The sequence below is a fragment of the Arthrobacter psychrochitiniphilus genome, from assembly GCF_003185915.1.
Taxonomy (GTDB): domain Bacteria; phylum Actinomycetota; class Actinomycetes; order Actinomycetales; family Micrococcaceae; genus Specibacter; species Specibacter psychrochitiniphilus.
Genome location: NZ_QHLZ01000005.1, coordinates 17,396 through 41,608 on the forward strand (window position 1 = coordinate 17,396; position 24,213 = coordinate 41,608).

The window sequence follows — 24,213 nt, forward strand, 5'->3', positions numbered from 1 at the left end:
TGTTCAGGTGTATTGGCCAGAGGGCCACGCTTATTTCAGTGCAGCATTGCTGCGGCCTTGCGTGAGCCGAGCTTGACGGAGATCTGCAATCCCGCCTGTGCAGCCATGGGACCCACCTCCCGCACCTTGGCGGGGGTCATACGTGAAGTCAGTGAGGACACGCTCAGGGCAGCAACAACCATGTCATCGTGGTTGAAAATGGGCGCGGCCACGCACCGGACCTCGGGCTCGTTTTCACGGTCATCAATGGAGTACCCGCGGCGCCGCACCGAGCTCAGTTCAAGCCGGAGCAGTTCCGGATCTGTGATGGTTTTCGAGGTGATGGCTGCCAGCGGTACCGAAAGGATGGGGGCCACAACTTCCTCCGGGCTGTACGCCAAAATAGCCTTGCCCACGGCCGTGCAATAGGCGGGCATTGAGGCTCCAATCCGGGAAGCCATGCGCACTGTGGCCTGGTCTTCAACCTTGTCCAGATAGACCACGTCATGGCCTGAGAGAACCACCAGGTGGACGGTGTTCGCCGTCATGCGCATGAGGGCACGTAGTTCTTCATTCGCGGCGCTGCGCAGATCCAGGGAGTCAAGATAAGACTGGCCCAACCGCAAACTGCCAAAACCCAGCCGGAACCTACCGCTCACCCTGTCCCGCTCAATGAGGTTCTTTTCCATGAGCGGCGCGGCAAGGCGCAGTACGGTGCTCTTGTTGACGCCGGAGAGTTCCGCCAACTCTGCCAAAGCCAGGCCCTCTAAAGAGGGGTGGTCCGAGACAACTGCTAGCAGCAACAGAGCCTTACGCAGTGAAGAAGAGTCATTGCGTTTCTCGCCTACTGTGCCGCCAGTTGCCGCTGTTCCCGCAGCGTCCACGGCGGTCATGATGTTATACCTTCCACGCCAACGGCAGCATGGCTCGCACGGAGTTCCTGCTCGTAGTCGCGTTTCCAGCCGGCTATCCCGGGGCGCTGTTGCCACGGGTGGGGGCCGTCCAAAGGACGGAACGCCACTCCCATGGCTGCCAGCCGGTCCAGGTGGCTGGACTCCAGCCGGTGCCGGAAGTCACTGAAGTCACGGTGATCGGGATTGGACCAGAACACCTCGGCTATGGCACTCAACCGTGGGTATGCTGCGTAGTCCACATGACGGGCAGTGGGCAGGTGTTCGGTCCAAATGTTGGCTTGCGCCCCCAAAAGACGGCCCGGGTAGTCCCGTCCTGCCGTGTCAGGCATCGGCTCAAATCCGTACACGGCTTCCAGCGAAGTAACGAAGCCCACCGGGACAGGTTCGCCGTCGCCGTCGGCCTGCCGGTGATCAAGGTAAAGCTTGTGTTCCGGGCACATGACCACGTCATGGCCACCGGCCAAGGCATCCAGCCCGCCTTGGTATCCGCGCCAGGAATGCACCAAAGTGCCTTCTGGCAGGCCAAAATCGCCCACCTCATCCCATGCTGCACATTTGCGCCCCAAGGTGTGCAGATGCGCAGCTAGCTGGCCAATGAACCAGCCGTGCAGTTCCGCTACGGAGCCCAGACCGAGTTCGGCAGCGCGCTGGCGGGCGAACGCGCTAGATCCCCACTGATCACTTGGCACCTCGTCCCCGCCCAGGCTAATCCAGGGGGAGGGGAAGATCTCCGCAACCTCTTCGAGGACATGGCGGTAGAAGGTGATGGCAAAGTCCGTGGGCTCAAGGACCGTAGTGTTGATGCCCCACCGCGTCCACACCTCCAGTGCCGCACCGGCCGGCCCCAAATCCGGGTAGGCGGCAATGGCGGCCTGGCTGTGCCCGGGAACATCAATTTCCGGAATGACCGTGATATTGCGTTCGGCTGCGAAAGCCACAATCTCCCGCAGATCATCCTGGGAGTAGAAACCGCCGTGCGGTTGGCCGTCAAAAACCCCGGCACGCCACGCACCCAGAGATGATTCGCGCCGCCACGCACCCACCTCCGTCAGTTTCGGGTAGCGATTGATATGAATACGCCACCCTTGATCATCCGTGAGGTGCAGGTGCAGAACGTTGAGTTTGTGCATTGCGGCCACTTCAATGAACCGAAGCACATCATCCTTGGGCTGGAAGTGGCGGGCCACATCCAGCATCACGCCACGATAGCCAAACCGCGGCTTGTCAGTGATGGTCACCGCTGGCAACTGCCAGCCGCCGGCAGGGGCTACGGAAGCTTGCCGGAAGGCGCTGGTGCCCAGTAACTGCAAGAGGGTCTGTGCAGCATAAAAAGCCCCGGCCTCAGAGGAAGCAGAAATCTGCACGGAACGCTCAATGCTGAGCGAATACTCTTCCGGCGCAAGAGAGCTGTCATAGGCGAAGGTGATGGTTGCACCGCTGGCCGAGGCCGCAGGCAGATCCCAGCCGGTTGCGGCGCCCAGTGCGCGGGCCAACCACCGCCTGGCACCGGCAAGTTGCGGGCAGGAGGCCAAGGAAGTGCCAGAGTTCAGCTCCAAGACCTCTCCGGAGGGTTCGGCAATCACTGACCATGGACGGGGGACCAAGAGATGGGATGTCAAGGAAAATCCTTCGTAAAGTGCAAAAGGGTGGTTTACATGTCTGCCTGCTGCAAGGTTAGCCCTTGACTGCGCCGGCGAGCCCTGACACCAATTTGCGTTGGACAGCGATGAAGAAAATCAGGACAGGAATGGTCATGATGACCGAGCCGGCCATGATGGCACCCCAATCGTTTTGATCTGGTTTGAAAAACGTCAACAGTGCCATGGGCATCGTGGAGTTTTCCTGGGCCGAGATGATGAACGTCTTTGCGAACAGGAAATCATTCCACGTGGAGATAAAGGAAAACACAGAACAGGCCACTACGCCGGGGGCGACGAGGGGGAACAAGACTGAGCGGACAAAGCGGAAGCTGCTGGCGCCGTCGAGCTTGGCAGCCTCTTCCAACTCGATCGGGACAGCAGCAACAAAGCCGCGCAGCATCCAGATGGCGAAGGGGATGGAGAAACCCATGTGGACAAGGATCAAGGAGCCCAGATGGTTCAGCCCAATGGCCGGGATGGCGTCGCCGAAGCCCTTGAACAGGAAGAACAAGGGGATGGTCAGGGCCTCGATGGGCACCATCTGCGCAACCAGGATGATGATGAGCAGCTTGGTGCGCATTTTAAAGGTGTACCGGGTCAGTGCCACAGCCGCCAGAAATGCCAGCGCAGTGGAGAGCACCACCACGCTCAGTGCCACAATCAGGGAGTTCATGAAGTACTGGCCGAAATTGTTCACACTGAGCACCCGGGCGAACGAGTCAAGCGACGGGGTCAGCGTCCATGGAGTGGAGTCACCGGCGTCGAGCGCGGTTTTGGGTTTTAGCGCTGATAGAACCATCCAATACAGCGGGAACGCGACGACCGCGGCAATGATGACGCCAATCAGGTTCACCCCGATGTTCTTCGGTGGCTTCTTGGTGCTCGGAGTGCGTTGCCTGGCGGGGGCCGCGATGGGAGCCTTGATGCTGGTTTCGAGTGTGGTCACAGTACTTCACCGTTCCTTTTGAGCAGGCGCAGATAAACGAGGGTCACGACGAGCAGGATCAGTGTCATGATGACCCCAATGGCCGAGCCCAGTCCGTAGAGGCTGGCGGCGAAGGCCTGTTGATAGGAGTACACGTTCAAAACCATGTTTTGCCCCGCAATGCCGCCGCCGTTTGTCATGACGTAGATCTGGGAGAAGACCTTGAAGTTCCAGATGATGGACTGGATGGTGATGATGATGACAATGGGGCGCAGCATGGGCAACATGATCGAGTAGAAAATACGGGGGAGGGAGGCGCCGTCGAGCCTGGCAGCCTCGATGGTTTCCGTGGGCACAGCCTGGATTCCGGCATAGAGGGTCACCATGACAAAGGGGAAAGAACACCACACTACTTCGCTGGCCACCAAGCCAAAGGCCGTCCACTTCTCATAGGTCCAGGAGAAGTCGTTGAACCCGGACAGGCCAACACCTATCAGTACCTTGTTGATCAGGCCCTGGGTGGAGTCAAAGAGGAACAGCCACACGGCACTGCCTGTCACGGCGGGTGTTGCCCATGCGCCCAAGGACACGGCAAAGAGAACTGTCCGCACCCAGGGGCGCAGGCGGGAGGCGAACACTGCCAGGGCGCCGCCCACTAGAAGCGTCAGCACCACGCAGGCACTGGCGAAGATGACGGTGTCGCGCAGGACGGTCCAAAACTCAGGATCGCCCATGAGGATTCGGTAGTTTTCCAGACCAGTGAACACGAGCGGGGCGCTGCCACTGACCTGGGCCTGTCGGTAGTCGTACAGGGACATGTTGATGAGCTGGTACAGCGGATAGCCCAGGAGGGCTATCAGGACAATGAGAGCTGGAGCCAAATACAGCCAGTGTTCAACCCGGGATGCCCCGCTGACGCGCTTCTTGCGCATCAGCGGGGCAGTGGGTTTCTCGTCCTGCAGGGAAGGCGCAGCGGTGACGGGAAATTGAGTGGACATCAAAAACAGCCTGTCTGGAAGGTGGTGGGCACTACTACTTGGCTTCGAAGATCTTGTTCATGGCGGCAGCGGCATCTGCGCTCGCCGTCTCGACGTCGGCCTTCCCAGTGACAATCTGCTGGTACATGCCGGTGAAGATGCCCTTGGCGTCAATAGTTGACCAGGTGTCTGTGATTGGCACGAAGTTGGTTCCGGCAGCGATCGTGTCAATGAAAGGGGCCACGTAGGCGTTGTCCTCTGCCACGCTCTTCTGTACGTCGCTAAATGTTGGCAGGTTACCCATCGCATCGAACATGGCCTGCTGGTTCTTCTTGCTGGCCAGCTCCTTCACAAAGTCAGCCGCCAGGGTATGGCGCTTGGAGCTCTTGAACACGCCCAGGTTGTTGCCACCTGCGAAGGCCGGGGCAATGGAGCCGGCGGTGAGGCCAGGAACGGGAACTACTGCGAACTTGTCCTTGAATTCACTTTCAGCAACGGCCTTGTAATTGAAGTCGCCACCAATCGTCATGGCAGCCTGGCCGGCAATGAACTGCTGGACGCTGGCGTTGCCACCAAATTCTGCGCAGGTCTTGGGCGGGCAAATATCGTCCTTGACCAGGTTCGTATAGGCCGTGATGCCTGCACGGGACTCTGCGGAGTCCAGACCGGAAGTGAACGTTCCCCCGTTATCGGCAGCAATGCTGCCACCATGGGCCCACAAGTACGGCATGGCTGAGAACTGTGAGGCGCCACCGACAGAGATGCCGAGTGTGTCAGGGTTTTTGGTGCGGATGGCGCGAGCTGCCGTCTCAATCTCGGCCAGGGTCTTGGGAACTTCGACGCCGGCCTCCTTGAGCAGGTCTGTGCGGTAGTACAGGGCCCGGACGCCCACGAACCACGGCACACCGTAGTTCTTGCCGTCAATGGCGGTTGTTTCAAGGACCTTGGGGTCCAGATCCTTGCCTTCATCCCATGCTTCAATGTCCGCAGTCATGTCGGAGAGGCCACCTGCTGTGACGTAGCTGGCCAGGTCGGTGTTGCCGAATTCGGCCACGTCGGGTGCGCTGGAAGGGTCGTTGAAGGCGGCTTTGAACTTCTCGGCGCGGGTGTCAACAGGGATGTACTGGACATCTACTGTGACGTCCTTGTGCTTGCCCTCGAAGGCGGCAATGGTGTCATCGACCACCTTTGACTTGGGGTCCTGGTTCACTTCCGAGAACAGCCAAACACGCAGGGTGCCGGTGGCCTCATCCTGGGATGAAGCAGCATTCTCCGAGGTGGGAGGAGCGCAACTGGTCAATGCCATGGCGGCCAATGCGGCCACGGCGAGGGTACGGGTGAATTTCACGGTGTCTCCATGGTTTTTGGTGGGGTGCGGTGATGACTGCAGGAACTGCAGTGAGCATGAGATGACCATAGGAGAGTGCCGGTGCGCGAATGAAGCCCAAAGATCAAAAGTTTCGCTATGCAAAACTAAGCTTCACCGGTTGGTTTTTGCAGATTGTTTGTGCTGCTCGCCACACAATGAAAATGTGTTTCATATTTACTGACTGTGAGCTGCTGCATATTTCCACAGTGGGGGACTATTGTGAAAGATTCCGCCAAAATCTGCGTAATTTTCTGCCGTCGGGGAGTTCCCTCCACTCGCTGCCGGATGTGAAAATGTGTCATCACGGCCGTGGTTGGACTCTTCTGGCAGGGCTGGAAGGTGTTTGTCCTCGCTGGACTACCGCCGGAGTGCGTTTTGTAGGGCAAAATCGGGTACCGCATAGCGCGTGCACCTTGTGCATGTCCGGAATGGGGCTGACCGGCACGGCGGACCGGCGCCTACCTAGCGGGCACTTTGACTGGGCACTGCGGCTGGGTGCTCCGCCCGCGTGGAGCACGGCATAAGCTGGGATCATGAGTGCTGCTGATGTAACCCTATGTTTCCTCCTCCGTGACGGCCCAGCCGGAGAAGAAGTGCTGCTCGGTCTGAAAAAGACCGGGATAGGAACAGGCAAAGTGGTGGGGATCGGCGGCCATGTGGAGCCGGGAGAAAGCGTTGTCGCCGCTATCTGCCGTGAAGTCGCAGAAGAAACCTGCATAACCATTGAACCCATGGATCTTGTGCCCGCTGGGACTGTGGAGTTCCTCTTCCCGGCCAAGCCTTCCTGGGATATGTTCACCACGGTGTTCCTGTGCCGGGTGTTTGCCGGGGAGGCGCAAGAAAGCGAAGAGATTTCACCTCAGTGGTACCCCGTCCACGAACTGCCGCATGAACATATGTGGGCCGATGCCATTCATTGGCTGCCAGCATTTTTGACAGGGGAGCGCGGCCATTGGCGGGTTGAGCTCAATGACGACAATGAGACGGTGGCTTCAAGCGTGCACACGCCACCGCGTGGAGCCGTTCCGGGGGATCACTTCGGCAGCTAGCTAGCCGGTGCGGAGGCAGGTGCTGGTGCTAAGGCTTGGCCACTGTGAGCAGGAACGCCGAATCTTCGAGGGCCTCCACGCTGTGACGGGCCAGTGGAACTACCAAGTGGTCACCGGGAGATCCCTCCCAAGAAACATCGCCAGCTCTCAAGACTAGCTTTCCCGCGATGACGTGAACTGTGGCTTCGCCAGGGTTGTCATGCTCGTCCAAGGAGGAGCCTGCCGTCAGGGCCACCATGGTCTGCCGCAGAACCCGCTCATGGCCACCATAGACAGTCCGAGCGCTGCGGCCGCTGCTTTTAGTCTTCGCGGAAGCCAAGAGCTCCCGTGCCAGTGCCGTCAGGGATGACTTTTCCATGATGCTCCTTGAAGAGGTGGGTTCAACAACGTCTCTTCACAGTACTCCGAAGCCGCCGTCTTCTCGCCCCACGTGGTGTGGGCCGTTGGGAGTGTCGTTATCTGTGTTGCCCGCCCGCCGGGGCTCATGGAGTTTTCCTATGCGCCAGTGAAGTGGCTGCGCGTGCGCAGCTGACACTGTTGCGCCGCGCCAGCACCCAACGTGGAGCATAAGAGAACTCGCCGGTTGCAAGCCTACAAACAGGTGTGGCGCAGCAACTGCCATCGAAATTTCGATGCAATTACTGCGCCACCGCTGGTGACAGCCGAGAATTTACGCCACGTGGCGCTCAGCAACACCGTTGTAAGCGCTCAAGGGGCGGATCAGGGCATTAGCCGCGCGCTGCTCCATGATGTGTGCCGTCCACCCGGTGATGCGTGAGGCGATGAACAACGGCGTGAACATGTCAGTATCGAAGCCCATCAGGTGGTAGGTGGGCCCGGCGGGGTAGTCAAGGTTGGGCTTGATAGCCTTGGCCTCGCCCATGGCCTCCTCCAGACCGTCGTAAAGGCCCATCATTTCCGGACGTTTGTAGTGCGTGATCATCCGCTCCAACGCAGCCTTCATGGTGGGGACGCGGGAATCGCCGTTCTTGTAGACCCGGTGGCCGAACCCCATGATCTTCTTCTTCGCGGCCAGAGCATCCTCCATCCACGCCTTGGCTCGGGTGGCGGCCTCCTCCCTCGATTCGTCGGAACGGATGCCCAGCTCCTCGAAGGTGTGCATAACTGCCTCGTTGGCTCCGCCATGCAGCGGGCCCTTGAGTGCACCGATTGCGCCGGTGACGGCCGAGTGCAGATCCGAGAGCGTGGAGGTGATGACCCGTGCCGTGAACGTTGAAGCGTTGAAGGAGTGCTCGGCGTAGAGGACCATGGAGACGCGGAACGCATCCACCACCTCGGGTGCCGCCTCTTCGCCGAAGGTCATCCACAAAAAGTTCGCTGAGTAGTCCAAATCCGTGCGAGGCTGAACAATTCCCAAACCACGACGGCGGCGCTGATCGTAGGCAACCACGGCAGGGAACTGTGCAAACAGTGACTGTGCCTTATCCAGCTCAGCCTCGGGGGAGGAGTCCTGTGCCAGGGCATGGTTGGCTCCCATGACGGAGACCGCTGTGCGGCCCACATCCATGGGGTGGCAATCCAACGGCAATAGGTCAATGGCGGCCTTGACGCGTGAATCCAGTGACCGGTTGGCCCGCTCAAAGGCTTCAAAAACAGTCAGTTCCTCCTCGCGGGGCAGTTCGCCGGTCCACAGCAAAAGAGCTACTGCTTCAAAAGACTTGCTGGCTGCCAGCTCCTGGACCGGATAGCCGCGATAAAGCAACGAGTTTGAGTCCGGATTGACCTTGGAAATGGCTGTGTAATCGGCAATGACCCCGGCAAGACCCTTGCGTACTTCTTCTTCACTCACAGTGTGCACTCCTTCTTCATGCGACTTTGCATTGTGGATCCCTGTAGACCTAGAGGTTCGAGTTGTTGCTTTCGATGTCAAGACTGGGAATTTGGAAGTTAAAAATCCCAGTATCGAAGTGGTTGTACGCCTCATAGTCAACCAGATCATAAAGACGGGCCCGCGTCAGCATTTGTGCCACGGAACTTTCTTGTGTGCCGTTGGCAGCAATCGCGTCCAAAACCCGCTCGGCCGCACCCATGGCACTACGCAACAGCGTGACCGGATAAATGATCATGGCAACGCCTGCCGCGGCCAAGTCGTCACGGGTGAACAACTCGCTCTTGCCAAACTCCGTCATATTCGCCAAAACCGGCACGTCCACAGCCTTACACACAGCCTCAAACTCCGCCACAGATTTCATGGCTTCCGGGAAGATCGCATCCGCCCCGGCATCAACAAGCGCCTTGGCCCGGTCAATGGCCGCATCCAAGCCTTCCACGACACGGATGTCGGTGCGGGCCATGATCAAAAAGTTCGGATCGCGCCGGGCATCGGCGGCGGCGGCAATGCGCTTGATAGCCGTATCCAGATCCACCATGTTCTTCCCGTCCAGGTGGCCGCAGCGCTTGGGGTTGAACTGGTCCTCAATATGGCAACCAGCCAGCCCGGCATTTTCCAGTTCTTGGATGGTGCGGGCCACATTCATGGGCTCACCAAAACCGGTATCGGCGTCAATCAGGCACGGCAGATCCGTCATCCGCGCAATTTGCCCGCCGCGGGTGGCCACCTCGGTCAACGTGGTCATGCCAATATCTGGCAGGCCCAGATCGTTGGCGAGGACCGCGCCCGAGATGTAGACGCCGTCGAACTTCTTTTCCTCAATGAGCCGGGCTGAGAGCGGGTTGAAGGCGCCAGGGAACTGGCGTGCCGCGCCCGGAACCAGCATGGCACGCAGATCCCGGCGCTTGGCCTCAGGGGTCTTCTTGGAGTACAACATGTTAGAACAGGCCCTTGGGTGCGTTGGCCAGATCCACTACGCCGGGAGCTGCCTGAATGTTCAGCTGCTCCAGTTCTCCTGCGGCCAAGTTGGGCAGGTTCTCCGCTGCCGCAATGAAACGGGTAATCTCGGCTTCCTCCACGAGACCGGTGGCCAGGGTGCGGAACTTGTTGATGTACTGCGCGCGAGCGAAGGGCCGGGCGCCGAGCGGGTGGGCGTCTGCCACAGCAATCTCATCCGTGATGACCGTACCGTCGGTCAGGGTGATGACAACTGAGCCGCCGAAGGCCTTCTCGGAGATGTCCAGGGAGTGGTAGCGGCGCGTCCACTCTGCGTCCTCCTCCGTGGTGACCTTGTGCCACAGTTCCACCGTATCGGGGCGGGCGGCACGCTCGGGGGCGTAGGAGTCAACGTGGTGCCAGGAACCATCCTGCAGGGCCACGGCGAAAATGTAGGGGATGGAGTGGTCAAGGGTTTCCCGTGAGGCGGTGGGATCGTACTTCTGCGGATCGTTGGCTCCGGAGCCAATCACGTAGTGCGTGTGGTGGCTGGTCTTGATCAGGATGCTGGCAACGTTGGCCGGGTCTGTGGCTTCCGGGTGTTCCTTGTTCAGCTTGCGGGCCAGATCGATCCAGGCCTGGGCCTGGTATTCGGCCGAGTGCTCCTTGGTGTACGTGTCCATGATGGCGCGCTTGGCTTCGCCGTCGGCCGGCAGCGGCACGGTGTACGCGGCGTCGGGACCATCCAGCATCCAGGCGATGACGCCGTCTTCGCCCTCGTAGATCGGCACGGGGGAGGTTTGTCCGCGCATGGCACGGTCGGCTGCCTCAACAGCAAGCTTGCCGGCAAACGCGGGGGCGTGGGCCTTCCAGGTGGAGATTTCTCCCTTGCGTGACTGGCGGGTGGCCGTGGTGGTGTGCAGGCCCTGGCCGACGGCCTGGAAGATGGTCTCAACTTCAAGGTTCAGTAGGGTGCCGATGCCGGCGGCCGCGGAGGGGCCGAGGTGGGCGACGTGGTCGATCTTGTGTTCATGCAGGCAGATGGCCTTGACCAGGTTCACCTGAATCTCGTAGCCGGTGGCGATGGCGCGGACAAGGTCCGCCCCGTTGGCGCCGGTGTGCTGGGCGACAGCGAGGATCGGCGGGATGTTATCTCCCGGGTGGGAGTAGTCGGCAGCCAAGAAGGTGTCATGGTAATCGAGCTCGCGCACGGCCACACCGTTGGCCCAGGCCGCCCATTCGGGGGAGACCTTCTCTGTGATGCCGAAAACAGAGGCGCCGGTGCCGCCGGTTGAGGGTGCGTGGGTCAGTGCTTGGGCGCGGGCGGCCACGATGGGGCCGCGGTTCAGCGAGGCGATGGCGACGGAGGCGTTGTCAATGACACGGTTGATGATCATGTCGGTGACCTCATCCGTGACGGCTACGGGGTCTGTGGCAACTTTGGCGATCTTGTAGGCTAGCTGGTCCTCGTGGGCCAGGTTCTCTTCGCTCTTGTACACGCGCACAAAGTGATCGATGGTCATGATGTTCCTTTTCGCTTCGGTGAATCAAAAATGGGTGAAAACTTTGGTGAGGTAAAAAATCTTTAGGCAGCTGTGCTCAATAAGTGGCGCAGGCTGTTGTCTAGATGGACGGTGGTGGCGGCACTGGCCACCGCCGGGTTGCCGTTGGAGATCGCCAGGGCAATGGCGGCATGTTCCCTGGCAGCATCACGTAGCCGGGCCGGGTTGTCCTTGCCCAGGCGCCGGACACGGACTAGATGAACGCGCAGGTTTTTTAGAGCTTGCGCCAAATAGTGATTCGCCACGGCGGCATCCACCGCCACATCCAAGTCAGCCGCCAGCTGGTAGTAGTCCGCGCGGGTGGGGTCTTCTTCTGTGATGAGCTCCCCGGCGTTGGCGAGCTGGCGGTGCAGGGCGCTAAAAATTTCCGGTTCGCCCCGTTTGGCAGCCAGCTCGGCAGCCCGGCATTCCAGGGCTGAGCGTAGTTCAAAGAGCTCATCGAGATGATCGAGGGAAATTTTGCTGACCACCATGCCACGGCCGCTTTGCGGTTCCGCCAATCCCTCCGCCGTCAGTTTGGCCAAGGCTTCGCGGATGGGGGTGCGGGACACTCCCAACCGCTCAGAAAGCTCAACTTCGCCCAGCACCGTCCCGGGTGTGAGGCGCCAATTAATGATGTCGCTGTGCAACGTTGCATAGGCGCGATCGCTGGCTCGCATGGTTCCTCCCAGTCGCCGGAATGTTTTGCTTATGGCAAATACATTACCCGTCTATGTATACAAAGACCAGCAGTTTGCCGCCGTTATCTAGAGTATTTAGTAATTATCTCTATTTATGTATACACAAAGGCATGGCGGGTGACTCGATTCAGCGATACTATGGCTCACATCACATCATCGAGTTTGGCTGGCGCAGGGAAGGTAACTCATGGCACACAACGGCACTAGCTACCAGGACGAATATCAACGCAGCATCGATGACCCGGAAGGTTTCTGGCTCGAGGCCGCACAAGCGCTCGATTGGGTGGTAGCGCCTCAGCAGGCGCACAGCGATGTAGATGCTCCTCTTAGCCGCTGGTTTCCCGATGGCGAGATGAACACCTCTTATAACGCTCTTGACAGGCATGTTGCGGCGGGTCGCGGAGATCAAATAGCCCTCATCCATGACTCTGCCATGCGAGAAACAATCACGCGCTACACCTACAACGAACTTTTGGCCGCCGTGGCATCCTTCGCCGGGGTGTTACGCGCGCAGGGCGTGGGGAAGGGGGACAGGGTAATCATTTATCTGCCCATGATTCCCGAAGCCGCCATCGCCATGCTCGCGGCAGCGCGGCTCGGAGCCATCCATTCCGTAGTGTTTGGCGGCTTCGCAGCGAGTGAGCTGGCCATGCGAATCAAGGATGCCGCGCCCAAGGTCATCATCACAACCTCGGGCGGGCTGGAGCCAAACCGTAAGGTGGAATACCTGCCCACTGTCCGCGAGGCACTGGAGAAAGCCGGAGTTCCCGCGCTGCCCGTAGTGATCAAACACCGCGACGGATTTGCCACGCAGCCGGCAGATCTAGGCTTCAATGCTGTGGATTGGGACACCGCTCTTGCCGCGGCCGTGCCCGCCGCGCCGGTGACTCTGAAGTCAACGGACCCGCTCTATGTGCTGTATACCTCCGGAACTACCGGCACGCCCAAGGGGGTGGTCCGGGATAACGGGGGACACGCCGTCGCACTTTTGTGGACCATGGCGAACCTTTACGATATCCACGCAGGTGACATCTGGTGGACGGCCTCGGATGTGGGCTGGGTGGTGGGCCATTCTTACATTGTGTATGGGCCGCTGCTGGCCGGTGCCACAACGCTGATGTACGAGGGCAAGCCGGTGGGGACTCCGGACGCGGGTGCGTTCTGGCGTGTCATTGCCGAGCATGGCGTGAAGGCACTTTTCACGGCGCCCACGGCGATCCGGGCTATCCGGAAGATGGATCCTGAGGCTGTGCTGCTGAAGAAGTACAGCCTCGGCACTCTCCAAACGCTGTTCACTGCTGGTGAGCGGTTGGATAGCGATACGTACCACTGGGCCTCACGCGTGCTGGAGGTGCCCGTGGTTGACCACTGGTGGCAGACTGAAACCGGGTGGGGCATTGTGGGAAATCCGCGCGGACTGGATCCGCTGCCCATCAAGGCGGGCTCGCCCACACTGCCCATGCCCGGCTATCAGCTGGAAATTGTGGATGGCATGGGCGTCCCCGTGGGTGCGGGCGAGGAGGGGAACATTGTGCTGAGGTTGCCGCTGCCGCCTGGAACCCTGACCACGCTCTGGGGAGACGATCAGCGTTTTGTTGACTCATACCTTTCGGCATTCACGGGGTATTACGCCACGGGGGATTCCGGCTATGTGGATCAAGACGGCTATGTGTTTGTCATGGGCCGCACCGATGATGTCATCAATGTGGCCGGGCACCGGCTTTCCACAGGTGCCATAGAGCAAGTGGTGGGCAAGCACCCGGCCGTGGCTGAATGCGCTGTGATTGGGGTAGCGGATGTGCTCAAGGGCCAAAAAGCTGTGGGTTATATTGTGCTCAAATCCGGGGTGTCCATTACGCAGGAACAACTCCAGCTAGAACTTGTGGCCTTGGTGCGCAAGGAAATTGGGCCGGTGGCGGACTTCAGGAAAGCAATTATTGTTGACGCCCTGCCCAAGACCCGTTCAGGGAAAATTCTGCGTAAAACCATGCGCCAGATTGCCGACGGGAATGATTATGTGGTGCCGTCCACCATTGAGGACGGCTCAGTCATCGAGGCGCTTATTCCGTTCCTGCGCGGCTGAGGAGCCTATTGGTGGTGCTGGTTACTGCGGCAGGGCGTGCTCTTCGAGCAGGGCACCCTCTCCCGGCTCCATCGCTTCGTCGGCCGGATCTTGCGGCTGCGAACCCAGATGCCCGCGGGTGAGTTTGTTCATGATCAAGGCGATGGCTCCATCACCGGTGACGTTGGTGGCTGTGCCAAAGCTGTCCAAGGCAATATAGGCCGCGAACATGAGGCCTACCTCAACCTCGCCGAAGCCCAGCATCTGGACCAGCAAGCCTGCAGCAGCGGCGATGGCGCCACCTGGCACGCCCGGGGCTGCAATCATCATGACGCCGAGCATGAGGATGAACGGCAGGTAGGCGCTGAAGGAAATATCGCCGCCGGTAAGCAGTAGAACGGCAATGGAGAAGCAGGTGATCTTCACCATTGAACCGGAGAGGTGGATGGTGGCGCACAACGGCACAACAAAGCCGGCCACCGAGTCAGAGACACCATTTTTCTTCGTTGACGCCAAGGTGACGGGGATCGTTGCGGCCGAGGAAGAGGTGCCGAGAGCCGTGAAGTAGGCGTCGCGCATGTTCCACAGGGCCTTGAACGGGTTGATCCCTGACATGGATCCGGCTACCGAATACTGTACTAGGAGAACAACAAACGTCAAGGCGAAGGACACCACGGCGACCAGCAAGAATTTTGTGACAACAATCATTGCCGAACCGCTTGCTGAGAGATCCATGAAAATGCCAAAGATGAACAGCGGCAGTGCGGGAACAATGATGCGCCGGATCACCGATTCAATAATGCTGCGGAACTCGATGGCACCGCGGAAGAGAATTTTACTATGGAAGGCCGTCAGGCCAATGCCTATAACGAAGGCCAGCACCAGAGCGCTCATGACGCCAATCACCGGCGGCAAAACGATTTCCGTTGCAGAGTCACCGGCGCTGGCCACCACCGTCAAGTAAGGGGTGAAGCCGGAGCCGGAACCGTCACTAAGTGATTCAAGCCCTCCGCCGGAGAGTGGTGAGGTGAAGAGCCAACGGCTCACAAAATATGCAAGAAGCCCCGCGAGGACTGTGGAACCGTAGGCGATCCCGGCCGTGAGGCCAAGCCATTTCCCCGCACCCTTGCCCAGCTCGGCAATGGCCGGCATGACCAGGCCCAAGATGATCAGGGGAACAATAAAGCCCAGGAACCCGGAGAAGATGGAATTGTAGGTCAGAAATACGCTGCCCAGCCATATGGGCATCACGGGGCCTGTGAGAATACCCAAGATGATGGCCACGATGATCCAGCCAAGCAGGGGGATTGATTTCAGTAACTTCATGGGGGTCCTCGGGTTGGCTCGCGGGTCCGCGCATTGGCGCGCAAGAATTATGTGGCGCAGGGCACGCCTTTGCAATAGTATGCGCAACTGGGTGGCCTATGTTATTCCTGCACAGCATTCCTGCACAGCATTGGTGCACAGCAAGAAGCCGGTCACCCATGGATACAGGTGCCCGGCTTCTTCACGCGTGGAACTCTAGTGCGTGCTGTTGCGCCTGCGTGAAACGGCCATGATGACCAGACCAGCGAGCAGCGCCAAGGCCGCCCCGCCCAGCAGCAGTGTTGAGCTGGCGCCAGTGCGTGCCAGATCATCGGAATTGCTCCCGGCGGAGGGAGTAGCGGAGGGAGTAGTGGAGGGTGAACTGGCCGCGGGCGACGGCGTCCCTTGCGTGGGTGTGGCACTGGTAGTGCCGTCCGTGGCCGGGCTGGTCAGCGAGGGCTAGTGCGGCGAACCCTGCCAGCTGACCCGCAGCATTCTGAACGGTCACCACATAGTTGCCGCCTTCAAGACCGGTGGGAACCTCCAGGGGCGCTTCACCGGCCGCGTTGGAGAGGACCCACTGGCTCTTTGGAGCCGTGGGTTCCGTGGCGGAAGTGTTCTGGATAGCGGTACGCAACCAAGCATTGACCGGGAGGTTCTTCAGGATGAGGTACTCGCCGCCGTCGAACTCGGTGGAGGGAACACCTAAATCAACGGGGGATACCTCTGGCAGTGCTGCCGGATCCACCAAGGCTGGGGCAGTTTCAGGGGCTGCAGGGGCGGTGCTCCAGTCAACGCCGCTGGTCTTGAAGTAGTTAATGCCTTCAAGGTCCATGCGCCCACCGAAGGTTCCTGCGCGTTGGGTGAAGTTGGCATAGTCTCGTTTGGCTTGCGGGGACCAGCCTACTTCGGCAGTGGCTAGGGTGCGCGGGTACTGGAAGTTTTCGGTCTGGTCCATGGTGCGCATGAACTCGCCCCAATGCACTGTTTCCATACCCAGAATGCGGGCATCGCCAATACCTGGCAGGTGGGTTGCCGGGTCCCAGTCGTAATGGTCCTCGAGGGTGCAGGGGCCGCCGCAGGCCCATGCGGGTCCGACTTCCTGGGCGTTGTCCTGCTTCTGTGGAATGTAGGTTTTTGCGTCCGGTGACAGGATGACCTTGGCATTGTTTTTGATGATGCTGTTGGCCTCCTCCTGTGTTTTGAAGGTCCATGCTTGGATCACGGAGTTCGGCGGCAAGCCGGCCGTACCGTATCTGCTCCAGCCAATCACCTTTTTGTCCAGGTCGGTGACCTGACGGCTGAAGGCTGCGATCATTTTCTTGTCGTCAACCTCAGAAACTTCGGGGGCCTCGTCGCCGCCAATGTGGATGTACGGCCCGGGTGTCATCGCGGCGAGCTGGGTCAGGACTTCCTTAGTGAATTCATACGTTGCCGGGTTGTCAGCGTCTAGCGTGGTCCCGCCTCCATCCGCGGTGAGCGCGGAGTTGGTGTGTCCGGGTTCGCTCTGCCACTGATTCGTCAGCATGGCTGTCTTACCGGAGATCTCGGTCAGGTGTTGAACTTGAATTGGGCTGCGTTGTCTATGTGTTCCTTCATTTCATCCACGGTGTAGAAGGAACGGGCCACATCAATGCTTACGCCGGGGTGTTCGTAACGTGGATAGTCACTGATGACCATGCCGCCCACGGCCCAGGGCGTGGTCACGACCGAGCTGGATTCAATCCATTGCGGGAAAAGCTGGCACAACGTCTGCACATCGTTGAACGCACCGGCGGATGTGTTGGCAGCGATCTTCACCCCGTGGGCGTCAGCGGCCAGGGTGTAACTTTCGGGCTTGTCTTCGGAGCTATCAGGGGCAACGGTGATCTGAACATCGTGGGTGTCCGCCGTTCCTGTGACTACGGGCAGGGCGAAACCGGTGCTTAAGTGGGCCTTTTGGGCGATGTAGGTGGTAGCATCCACAGCGTCGCCGGTGGCCACAATGCGGCTTTTGGGGATCAGCCGGAACGTGCCATCAGCGGTAGCCACCGATTCGGCCGGCAACGGCACCAGTGCCAGGTTCTTCGGCGCCACGGGCTGAGCCTTGTCTTAAATCGCTAATTCGGAGATCGGGTAGCCGTACGTGGACCAACGGCTTACACCTTGCATGCGCAGGAACTTCGCGTTGGCTACACCGAGAGTGATCTCATCGGTACGGCCAGGACCCACGGTGGAGGTGATGGTTTCTGCATCGGTCCAGGTCACTCCGTCGAGGGAAGTCTGGAGAATGAACTTCTTGGCCGCAGCGTTGGGCCAGACAATTTTCACGTGATCTATGGGACTGGCCTGCGCAAACTCCACCTGAAGCCAGAGGTCATCAACATAGTTTGAAGACCAGCGGGTGTAGCTGTCGCCGTCAATCGCCATAGCCGCGAAATTACCAGGGAGCTGGTTTTCCACGCTCGATGCGGTTGCTGGGTAGGCGTCCCGGTAGGCGCCAACGCCTCCTTACGTCAGTGAAGCTCGTGTCAACGACACGAGCTTCACTATGTTTTCCATCACATCACGGCCAAGCCAGTTAAGTAAACAGCCACTACTTTATTGACGAGTCGCCGTCATAGGGATGAAGATCCGCTCTCTCGCTTCAGGCTCTGGCTTACTTGTTTGCCGCGGTTTGTGGCACGCCGAACAGGCCGCCATCCTTGGCTGACTTGGGCTTGCGGATGTGCGTGCCCCACTGGAACGCCAAGAACGTCAGCGTCAACTGGATGGGGAAGGCAATGGAGGGCACGCCGCCTGAGATCAGGCAGATCAACACCGGCAGCAGAACGATGAGGGACAGATCGGGTCCAATGAGGAAGGCGCGGATGGCTCCGGTAGGCACAGGGCCTGCGGGTCCGGCCAGGGCGGGCATATTCCAGTCGGGGGCAGGGCGGAAACCCGCCCTTAAGGTGGCGGCGCCGAGCCCCGGTCCGGCCAAGAGAGCGAGAATGAGTAAAGCCGGTGAGCCCACACCCAGTGCCAGAAGCAAGCCGAAGCAAATAATTGCCCACAGTGTCATCGCTGCACCCGGAACAATATAGTGCACCTGCCGGACGGTCTTGGCCGGCAGCGGCATGAGCGTATCCACGGCAGGGTTGCCAGCCGAGAAACGCGCGGTGGCACCGAGTGCGGTTGCGGAGAAGTGCGCACAGAGGTAAATGGCTACGGCAATGAGGATTGCGTTGCCGAGAAACTCCACGGAGGCCAAGGAGGCGGGGATGGCGGCCAGCACCAGCACCCGCAATAACGTGGCGGGGGAGCGCAGCGCCATGGTTGCATGCGTGCTGGCCAGCGTCTTGATGCTGCGGGTGTTGGCAGTCCCCTTGGTGAAAATTAGTTTGAGCCGCACCCGGCTGTTACCGGTGGCCGGTCCCGTACTGAACGAACGGGAGAGCTCGGTGGCGTCCATGGACAGCAGTGAGCTGGCCGCATACGCCCCGGCTGCAGCGCTCTTCTTCAGCGCCGCCGTGGTGATCCGCTCCAGATTCAGGTACACCAGTGCCAGTAACCCCAGCGCAAGGGCCAGGAGCAGCAACGGCCAGCGTGCGCCGTCGGCCACCAGAAGGGGCCAGCTCGTGGGGAGGTATTCCAGCCAGGCGGTTTGCCTACCGGTGATGGCGCTGGTGCCCGCCACATTGTTGTACAGAGCCGTGGCTACGAGTGTCAGGGGCGCAAGTAGGGTGATGGCCCCCATGGCCTTCTTCAGCCACGCGCCGGAGCCGGTGACTTGGCACCAGGCCGCGATCCCATACAGGAGCCAGGCCAGGCCAAGCCCGCACAGCACGGCTAGGGCCAAGTTCCCGGGCGTGGGGTCGGCTGCCATGCCCAGGGATAGCGGCAGCACCACAATGACCGCGGCAATGCTGGGCCATGCCATTGACTTTAGGAACCCTGGCTGGATGAAACCTCGACGGCGGACCGGAAGGCCCAGCCACCATGCGGTTTGCGGCACGGACATGGCTACGGGACCCATGGTCATTTCCAGGGTCAGTAGCCCGGCTGCCAGTGTGAGGAGCACTGTTGCGCTGGCTTGGAGAAGCGTGACGGAGTGGAATCCCGGGGCTACGGCGGAGGCAAGCAGTGCGGATTCGTCTCCCACGCCCAGGCTGTGGCGCAGTGCCACGATGAGGGCGCCGGCCATGGTCACCAAGGTGAGCCCGCCCAGAATGGAGGTATACACCTCGGAGATGAGCTCCATGAGACCGCCCTGGGTGCGGCTAAGGCCTGCCCGGAACGTGTACTGGCGAATTTCCTTGGCGCTGAAGCGCTCGTTGGTTTCCTTAGTCATGGGATTAGTCCGCGTGCGGGTTCTCTGAAGCAATGGCCTCGGCGGCCCGGCCGGGTGTCATGGCGTGGATGGTGTCCGCAATGAACAGGGCCTTTGTGGCAACGGTGATGAGGAACTCGGGATCGTGCGTCACCACCAGCAGGGCCAGTCCAGAGTCCACCTCGGCCCGCAAGCGCGCTGCCAGCTTGTGCCGCATGGACGTGTCCAGGCGCTGCTCCGGCTCATCCAGTACCAGAAGGGAGCGGGGGCGGACAAAGGCCGCAGCCAGGAGCATCCGGCGGCGCTGGCCGGAAGAGAGGTTGTACGGACGGGATTTGGCCAGCGCAGAGAGCCCAAAGAATTCCAGCTCAGCGGAAATCACATCCTCCACCTCGTCCACACCATGCCCGGCGCACACAATAGCCAGGTGCTCCTCCACCGTCAGGGCGGGGAAGAACGCATCATCGTCAAAGACCACAGCCACCTCGCGGCGGAAATCCAAGGTGCGGTCATCAACTTCGTTGCCGTTGATCAACGTTGTCCCGGACACGGCCTCAAGCTGGCCCACCACAGTTTTCACCACAGTGGACTTACCCGCACCGTTGGGCCCCACCAGGGCTAGAGACTGTGAAGAATGCAGGCTAAAGCTGACCACCCCACACACAGCCTTTCCGGCATATCCAGCCTGGAGCTTCTCGGCACGGACAACGTCCTTGCGTGCCGGGATTGGACGGTGGTGCTGGTTCGCACCGGAGTGGTTCGTTGCTTTGCTCATCACTCTCGAAGTATATGCGGGGCAACATTCAGCCTCAGCTTGAGGGTCAAGGCTCAAAACCCATCAGGGGCAAATGTTCAAAACATGGCGCCAGCAACCGGTAACCTAGTAGATGGCAGTGGAGAGAATTTTTTTAGCGGCGAAAGCGTGGACTGACAGGTGAGCAACGAGCAGGGTGCAACGGCACTTGCCGGCGAGGACGTACTGGGCCCCACGGGGCGCCCCTTGACGGAATTCCCCGAACCCCCGGTCCTTACCTCCCATGGTCCCGCGCGCATCATCGCCATGGTGAACCAAAAAGGTGGCGTAGGAAAAACTACTTCGACCATTAACTTAGGTGCCGCTCTGGCCGAATCTGGGCGCAAAGTGTTACTGGTGGACTTTGATCCGCAGGGTGCGCTATCGGCAGGTTTTGGCACCAACCCCCATGAGCTAGACATCACTGTGTACAACGTTTTGATGGACCGCAAAGTGGATATTCGCGACGCCATCATCCACACCGACGTTGAGAACATTGACATTCTCCCCGCCAACATTGACCTCTCCGCCGCTGAGGTGCAGCTGGTAAATGAAGTGGCCCGCGAGCAAGTCCTGGCCAGCGCACTGCGCAAGGTGGAGGATGACTATGACGTGGTTCTCATTGACTGCCAGCCGTCCTTGGGCCTGCTGACCGTCAACGCCCTGACCGCAGCTCACGGTGTCATCATCCCGTTGATCTGTGAATTCTTCGCTCTGCGCGCCGTGGCGCTGCTGGTGGAGACCATTGACAAGGTCCAGGACCGGCTCAATCCAGGTCTGCAGGTGGACGGTGTGCTGGCAACCATGTATGACGCCCGCACCCTGCACGGCCGCGAGGTCTTGGCCCGCCTAGTGGAAGCATTCGGTGACAAGGTCTTCGAGACTGTCATCAAGCGCACCATCAAGTTCGCCGATGCCTCCGTGGCCGCTGAACCCATCACCTCCTTTGCGAGCAACCACCAAGGCGCCGACTCTTACCGCCGGCTCGCCAAGGAACTGATCGCCCGAGGCGGCTCGCCCTAACTTGAATTCACCACAGAACGTCGCGGGGATCGCGGCAGATACACCCACAGCAGCAACACCCGACGCCCAGGCAGTCGGGACCACCACCCGCTTTGAGGTGCGGCTGGACAACTTCACAGGCCCCTTTGACCTGCTGTTGGGGCTTATTTCCAAGCGCGAGATGGATATCACAGATGTGGCGATTGCCACAGTCACGGACGAATTCATCAGCTATTTGAAGGCTTTGGCGGATCTGGGGCAGGACTGGGCGCTGGATGAGGCCAGCGAATTTTTGGTGCTGGCCGCCACCTTGCTGGACCTCAAGGCCGCCAGGCTCTTGCCAGCTGGTGAGGTGGAGAACGACGACGACCTGGCCCTCTTGGAGGCCCGTGACCTTTTGTTCGCACGGCTTTTGCAATACAAGGCGTTCAAGGAAGTAGCCACTCTCATGGGTGCCGAACTTGAACGTGAAGCGCGCCGCTTCCCCCGCCAAGTGGGGCTGGAGCCTCATTTTGCCGCACTTTTGCCCGAATTAGTGTGGCGCCATACCCCCCAACAATTTGCGCAGTTGGCGGCCCGGGCCATGGAAACCAAGGACCCGCCCCGCACCACTGTGGGATTGACCCATCTGCACGTTGCACCCGTCAGTGTCCGGGAGCAAGCCGCCATTATCACCGCCATGCTCACAGCCGGCATGCCGTTGGCACCACAGGTAATGGGTGCCATGGGGTCAACAGCGGGCACGGAGACAACGGAAATCTGGGTTGCGCAGCCGCTCACCTTCGCCGCGCTCACTGCCGATGCGCAATCCTCCATGGTGGTCATTGCCAGGTTCCTGGCCCTGCTGGAATTGTTCCGCGACCAGTTGGTGAGCCTTGAGCAGCCAAATCCGCTGGGGGAATTAACAGTGCTCTGGACTGCTGGGCTCTGGAGAGAGGGACTCTTGAGTGCGGGCGCAGATCCCTCGCCGGCCAGCGTCCAGGACTCAGATGGCGTGAGTGACTTCGATGACGAGAGTGGGATTGACCATGCCTGAGCACACACCAGCACTTGATTCCGCAGCGCCCGATTCCGCAGCCTCCGCCGGGCTCCTTGATTCCCGTGACAGTGTGCGGGCGGCTTTGGAGGCTGTTCTCATGGTGGTGGATGAGCCAGTTTCCGAGGAGGCGCTGGCCGCCGTCGTGGGATTACCAGCGCTCACGGTACGTGAGCTATTACACGAACTGGCAAGGGAGTACGACGGCTATACTGGAAAGGGTGACACCGTACCGGTTCGTGGCTTTGAACTCCGGCAACTTGCCGGAGGTTGGCGTGTTTATTCACGCGCAGCCTATGCCGAGATCGTGTCAGCGTTTGTTGTGGACGGCCAGACGGCCCGGCTCACACAGGCGGCCTTGGAGACGTTAGCGGTGATTGCCTATCGCCAGCCTGTCTCCCGAGCCCGCGTCTCCGCCATTCGCGGCGTGAACGTGGACTCTGTTGTGAGGACGCTTGTGCAGCGCGGGCTGATTGAGGAAGTGGGCACCGATCCGGTGTCCGGGGCATTCCTATACCGGACCACGGCGTACTTTTTGGAACGGCTGGGGATGGAGAACGTGGACGAGTTGCCGCAAATTGCACCGCACTTGCCCGGTCTGGAAAACCTACAGGATTTCGATGATTCACACTTTTAGCATGACCACAACATTTAGTACTTTAAGGATTATGTAATGACACCGTCACCCCGTTCCGGAAACTCCTCCGGCCAAAACCAGCCTCGCGGCGGCAAGCCCCGCTCAGGCGCGCCCAAGACCGGAGGCTTCAAGTCCGGCGGTTCAAAGTTTGGCGCACCCAAATCAGGCGGCTACAAGTCCAATTCCGGCGACGGTCACCTGAAGCCCGGCGCCCTTCGTGCCGCAGGCTACAACGCCGAGAAGGCTAGTGCAGCCAGCGCAAGCGGGTACAAGTCAGGTGCACCCAAACTGGGCGGCCCCAAGGCTGCTGCCAACAAGCCCAAGACCGGCGCTCGTAAGCCGAGCCAGACCGGTGCCCGCCCCTACAACAATGAGCAGTATGGCCGCACCGTCAGCTCCAGTAAGGCCCGCCCCACCGAGCAAAACCGCCGCCCGTTGCGCACCACTGACGACATTGACATTCACAATGCCGAAGGCGTGCGCCTGCAAAAGGTCATGGCCATGGCCGGTGTGGCCTCACGGCGCTTGTGCGAGGACATGATCCTTGAAGGTCGCGTGCAGGTTGATGGCGTCACCGTCAACCAGCTGGGGCTAAGGGTTGATCCGCAAGCAGTGGAAATCGTCGTTGACGGCATGACCATCCAGACTAATGATGAACTGGTCTACATGGTGTTCAACAAGCCCAAGGGTGTTGTTTCCACGATGGAAGACCCCGAAGGCCGTCCCTGCATCAGCGACTTCCTCAAGAAGCGCCAGACCGCGGAGCGGCTCTTCCACGTTGGCCGTTTGGACACCGGCACGGAAGGGTTGTTGCTGCTGACCAATGACGGCGAACTCTCCAACCGCCTAAGCCACCCCAAATACGGTATCCCCAAGACCTACCTGGTACAGGTCCGTGGGCCCATGGCACACGGCGTTGGCGCTCAGCTCAAGGACGGCGTTGAACTAGAAGATGGTTGGCAGAAAGTTGACTCCTTCCGTTTGGTTGACTCCACCCCCGGCCACGTCTTGGCTGAGGTAGTTTTGCACTCCGGAAAGAACCGCATTGTGCGCCGCATGTTTGACGCCGTGGGCTATCCGGTGGAGCGCCTCGTGCGTGTCAAGTTCGGCCCCATTGCTCTCGGCGATCAGCGTCAGGGCAGCATTCGGGTTCTGGGCCGTCACGAAATTGGTTTCCTGCTTTCAGATGTGGGGATGTAAGCAG

Annotated in this window: 22 protein-coding genes and 1 pseudogene; 6 read left to right on the plus strand and 17 right to left on the minus strand. The window is 60.1% G+C overall.

Annotated features, from left to right (window positions below; genetic code table 11):
- Positions 1-35: 35 nt before the first annotated feature.
- The 5 genes from CVS29_RS08885 to CVS29_RS08905 all read right to left on the minus strand — a co-directional run bounded on the left by CVS29_RS08885 (position 36) and on the right by CVS29_RS08905 (position 5,783).
- Positions 36-872, minus strand: coding sequence for an IclR family transcriptional regulator (locus CVS29_RS08885; protein WP_110105985.1), 837 nt, complete (start codon positions 870-872; stop codon positions 36-38).
- Entirely contained in the window at positions 869-2,512 is a 1,644-nt protein-coding gene (locus tag CVS29_RS08890) for a beta-N-acetylhexosaminidase (protein ID WP_110105986.1), read from the minus strand. The genes CVS29_RS08885 and CVS29_RS08890 overlap by 4 nt, the downstream gene beginning before the upstream one ends.
- 55 nt (positions 2,513-2,567) lie before the next feature.
- Positions 2,568-3,392, minus strand: a complete 825-nt coding sequence (locus tag CVS29_RS08895) for a carbohydrate ABC transporter permease (RefSeq protein WP_308467761.1) — start codon at positions 3,390-3,392, stop codon at positions 2,568-2,570.
- 83 nt (positions 3,393-3,475) lie between these two features.
- A complete protein-coding gene (locus CVS29_RS08900) occupies positions 3,476-4,456 on the minus strand; it encodes a carbohydrate ABC transporter permease (protein ID WP_110105987.1) in 981 nt (326 codons plus the stop codon).
- Positions 4,457-4,490: 34 nt separating this feature from the next.
- Positions 4,491-5,783 (minus strand): extracellular solute-binding protein, encoded by a 1,293-nt coding sequence (locus CVS29_RS08905; protein ID WP_110106218.1) that lies wholly within the window; start codon positions 5,781-5,783, stop codon positions 4,491-4,493.
- Between the two features lie 554 nt (positions 5,784-6,337).
- Between CVS29_RS08905 and CVS29_RS08910 the strand changes: the two genes are divergently transcribed.
- Positions 6,338-6,853: an 8-oxo-dGTP diphosphatase gene (locus tag CVS29_RS08910; RefSeq protein ID WP_110105988.1), complete on the plus strand. Its 516-nt coding sequence runs from the start codon at positions 6,338-6,340 to the stop codon at positions 6,851-6,853.
- A gap of 28 nt (positions 6,854-6,881) precedes the next feature.
- Here CVS29_RS08910 and CVS29_RS08915 read toward each other — a convergent pair whose 3' ends face one another.
- From CVS29_RS08915 to CVS29_RS08935, 5 genes are all read right to left on the minus strand, one after another.
- Complete coding sequence (locus CVS29_RS08915; protein WP_110105989.1) at positions 6,882-7,211, minus strand: cupin domain-containing protein; 330 nt, start codon at positions 7,209-7,211, stop codon at positions 6,882-6,884.
- Positions 7,212-7,523: 312 nt separating this feature from the next.
- A complete protein-coding gene (locus CVS29_RS08920; RefSeq protein ID WP_110105990.1) occupies positions 7,524-8,663 on the minus strand; it encodes a bifunctional 2-methylcitrate synthase/citrate synthase in 1,140 nt (379 codons plus the stop codon).
- A gap of 49 nt (positions 8,664-8,712) precedes the next feature.
- Positions 8,713-9,642 (minus strand): methylisocitrate lyase, encoded by a 930-nt coding sequence (prpB, locus tag CVS29_RS08925; RefSeq protein ID WP_110105991.1) that lies wholly within the window; start codon positions 9,640-9,642, stop codon positions 8,713-8,715.
- A 1-nt stretch (position 9,643) separates the two neighbouring features.
- Positions 9,644-11,164 carry an MmgE/PrpD family protein gene (locus tag CVS29_RS08930; protein WP_110105992.1) on the minus strand — a complete coding sequence of 507 codons (1,521 nt, stop codon included), beginning with the start codon at positions 11,162-11,164 and terminating at the stop codon, positions 9,644-9,646.
- A gap of 62 nt (positions 11,165-11,226) precedes the next feature.
- Positions 11,227-11,862, minus strand: coding sequence for a GntR family transcriptional regulator (locus CVS29_RS08935; protein WP_110105993.1), 636 nt, complete (start codon positions 11,860-11,862; stop codon positions 11,227-11,229).
- Between the two features lie 208 nt (positions 11,863-12,070).
- On the opposite strand from CVS29_RS08935, the gene CVS29_RS08940 reads away from it, so the two are divergent.
- Positions 12,071-13,966, plus strand: a complete 1,896-nt coding sequence (locus CVS29_RS08940) for an AMP-binding protein (RefSeq protein ID WP_110105994.1) — start codon at positions 12,071-12,073, stop codon at positions 13,964-13,966.
- 21 nt (positions 13,967-13,987) lie between these two features.
- Here the strand turns inward: CVS29_RS08940 and CVS29_RS08945 are convergent, their stop codons facing one another.
- From CVS29_RS08945 to CVS29_RS08975, 7 genes and pseudogenes are all read right to left on the minus strand, one after another.
- On the minus strand, positions 13,988-15,271 hold the full coding sequence (locus tag CVS29_RS08945) for a dicarboxylate/amino acid:cation symporter (protein WP_110105995.1): 1,284 nt from the start codon (positions 15,269-15,271) through the stop codon (positions 13,988-13,990).
- Between the two features lie 195 nt (positions 15,272-15,466).
- Positions 15,467-15,577 (minus strand): LPXTG cell wall anchor domain-containing protein, encoded by a 111-nt coding sequence (locus tag CVS29_RS19240; protein WP_354211985.1) that lies wholly within the window; start codon positions 15,575-15,577, stop codon positions 15,467-15,469.
- Between the two features lies 1 nt (position 15,578).
- On the minus strand, positions 15,579-16,778 hold the full coding sequence (locus CVS29_RS08955; protein ID WP_110105996.1) for a family 20 glycosylhydrolase: 1,200 nt from the start codon (positions 16,776-16,778) through the stop codon (positions 15,579-15,581).
- A 23-nt stretch (positions 16,779-16,801) separates the two neighbouring features.
- Complete coding sequence (locus CVS29_RS08960) at positions 16,802-17,326, minus strand: glycoside hydrolase family 20 zincin-like fold domain-containing protein (RefSeq protein WP_110106220.1); 525 nt, start codon at positions 17,324-17,326, stop codon at positions 16,802-16,804.
- 15 nt (positions 17,327-17,341) lie between these two features.
- Positions 17,342-17,695: pseudogene (locus CVS29_RS08965) on the minus strand (discoidin domain-containing protein); the annotation flags it as partial.
- 193 nt (positions 17,696-17,888) lie between these two features.
- On the minus strand, positions 17,889-19,562 hold the full coding sequence (locus tag CVS29_RS08970) for a DUF6297 family protein (RefSeq protein WP_110105998.1): 1,674 nt from the start codon (positions 19,560-19,562) through the stop codon (positions 17,889-17,891).
- Between the two features lie 4 nt (positions 19,563-19,566).
- Positions 19,567-20,316 (minus strand): ABC transporter ATP-binding protein, encoded by a 750-nt coding sequence (locus CVS29_RS08975; RefSeq protein WP_110105999.1) that lies wholly within the window; start codon positions 20,314-20,316, stop codon positions 19,567-19,569.
- Between the two features lie 159 nt (positions 20,317-20,475).
- On the opposite strand from CVS29_RS08975, the gene CVS29_RS08980 reads away from it, so the two are divergent.
- Genes CVS29_RS08980 through CVS29_RS08995 form a run of 4 tightly spaced genes read left to right on the plus strand, consistent with a single transcriptional unit; the run spans position 20,476 to position 24,209 of the window.
- Positions 20,476-21,357, plus strand: a complete 882-nt coding sequence (locus CVS29_RS08980; RefSeq protein WP_110106000.1) for a ParA family protein — start codon at positions 20,476-20,478, stop codon at positions 21,355-21,357.
- A gap of 1 nt (position 21,358) precedes the next feature.
- Positions 21,359-22,372, plus strand: coding sequence for a segregation and condensation protein A (locus CVS29_RS08985; protein ID WP_110106001.1), 1,014 nt, complete (start codon positions 21,359-21,361; stop codon positions 22,370-22,372).
- Positions 22,365-23,009, plus strand: coding sequence for an SMC-Scp complex subunit ScpB (scpB, locus tag CVS29_RS08990; RefSeq protein WP_257032483.1), 645 nt, complete (start codon positions 22,365-22,367; stop codon positions 23,007-23,009). Before CVS29_RS08985 ends, scpB begins: the two co-directional genes overlap by 8 nt.
- A gap of 36 nt (positions 23,010-23,045) precedes the next feature.
- Complete coding sequence (locus tag CVS29_RS08995) at positions 23,046-24,209, plus strand: pseudouridine synthase (protein WP_110106003.1); 1,164 nt, start codon at positions 23,046-23,048, stop codon at positions 24,207-24,209.
- The last annotated feature ends 4 nt before the right edge of the window (positions 24,210-24,213 follow it).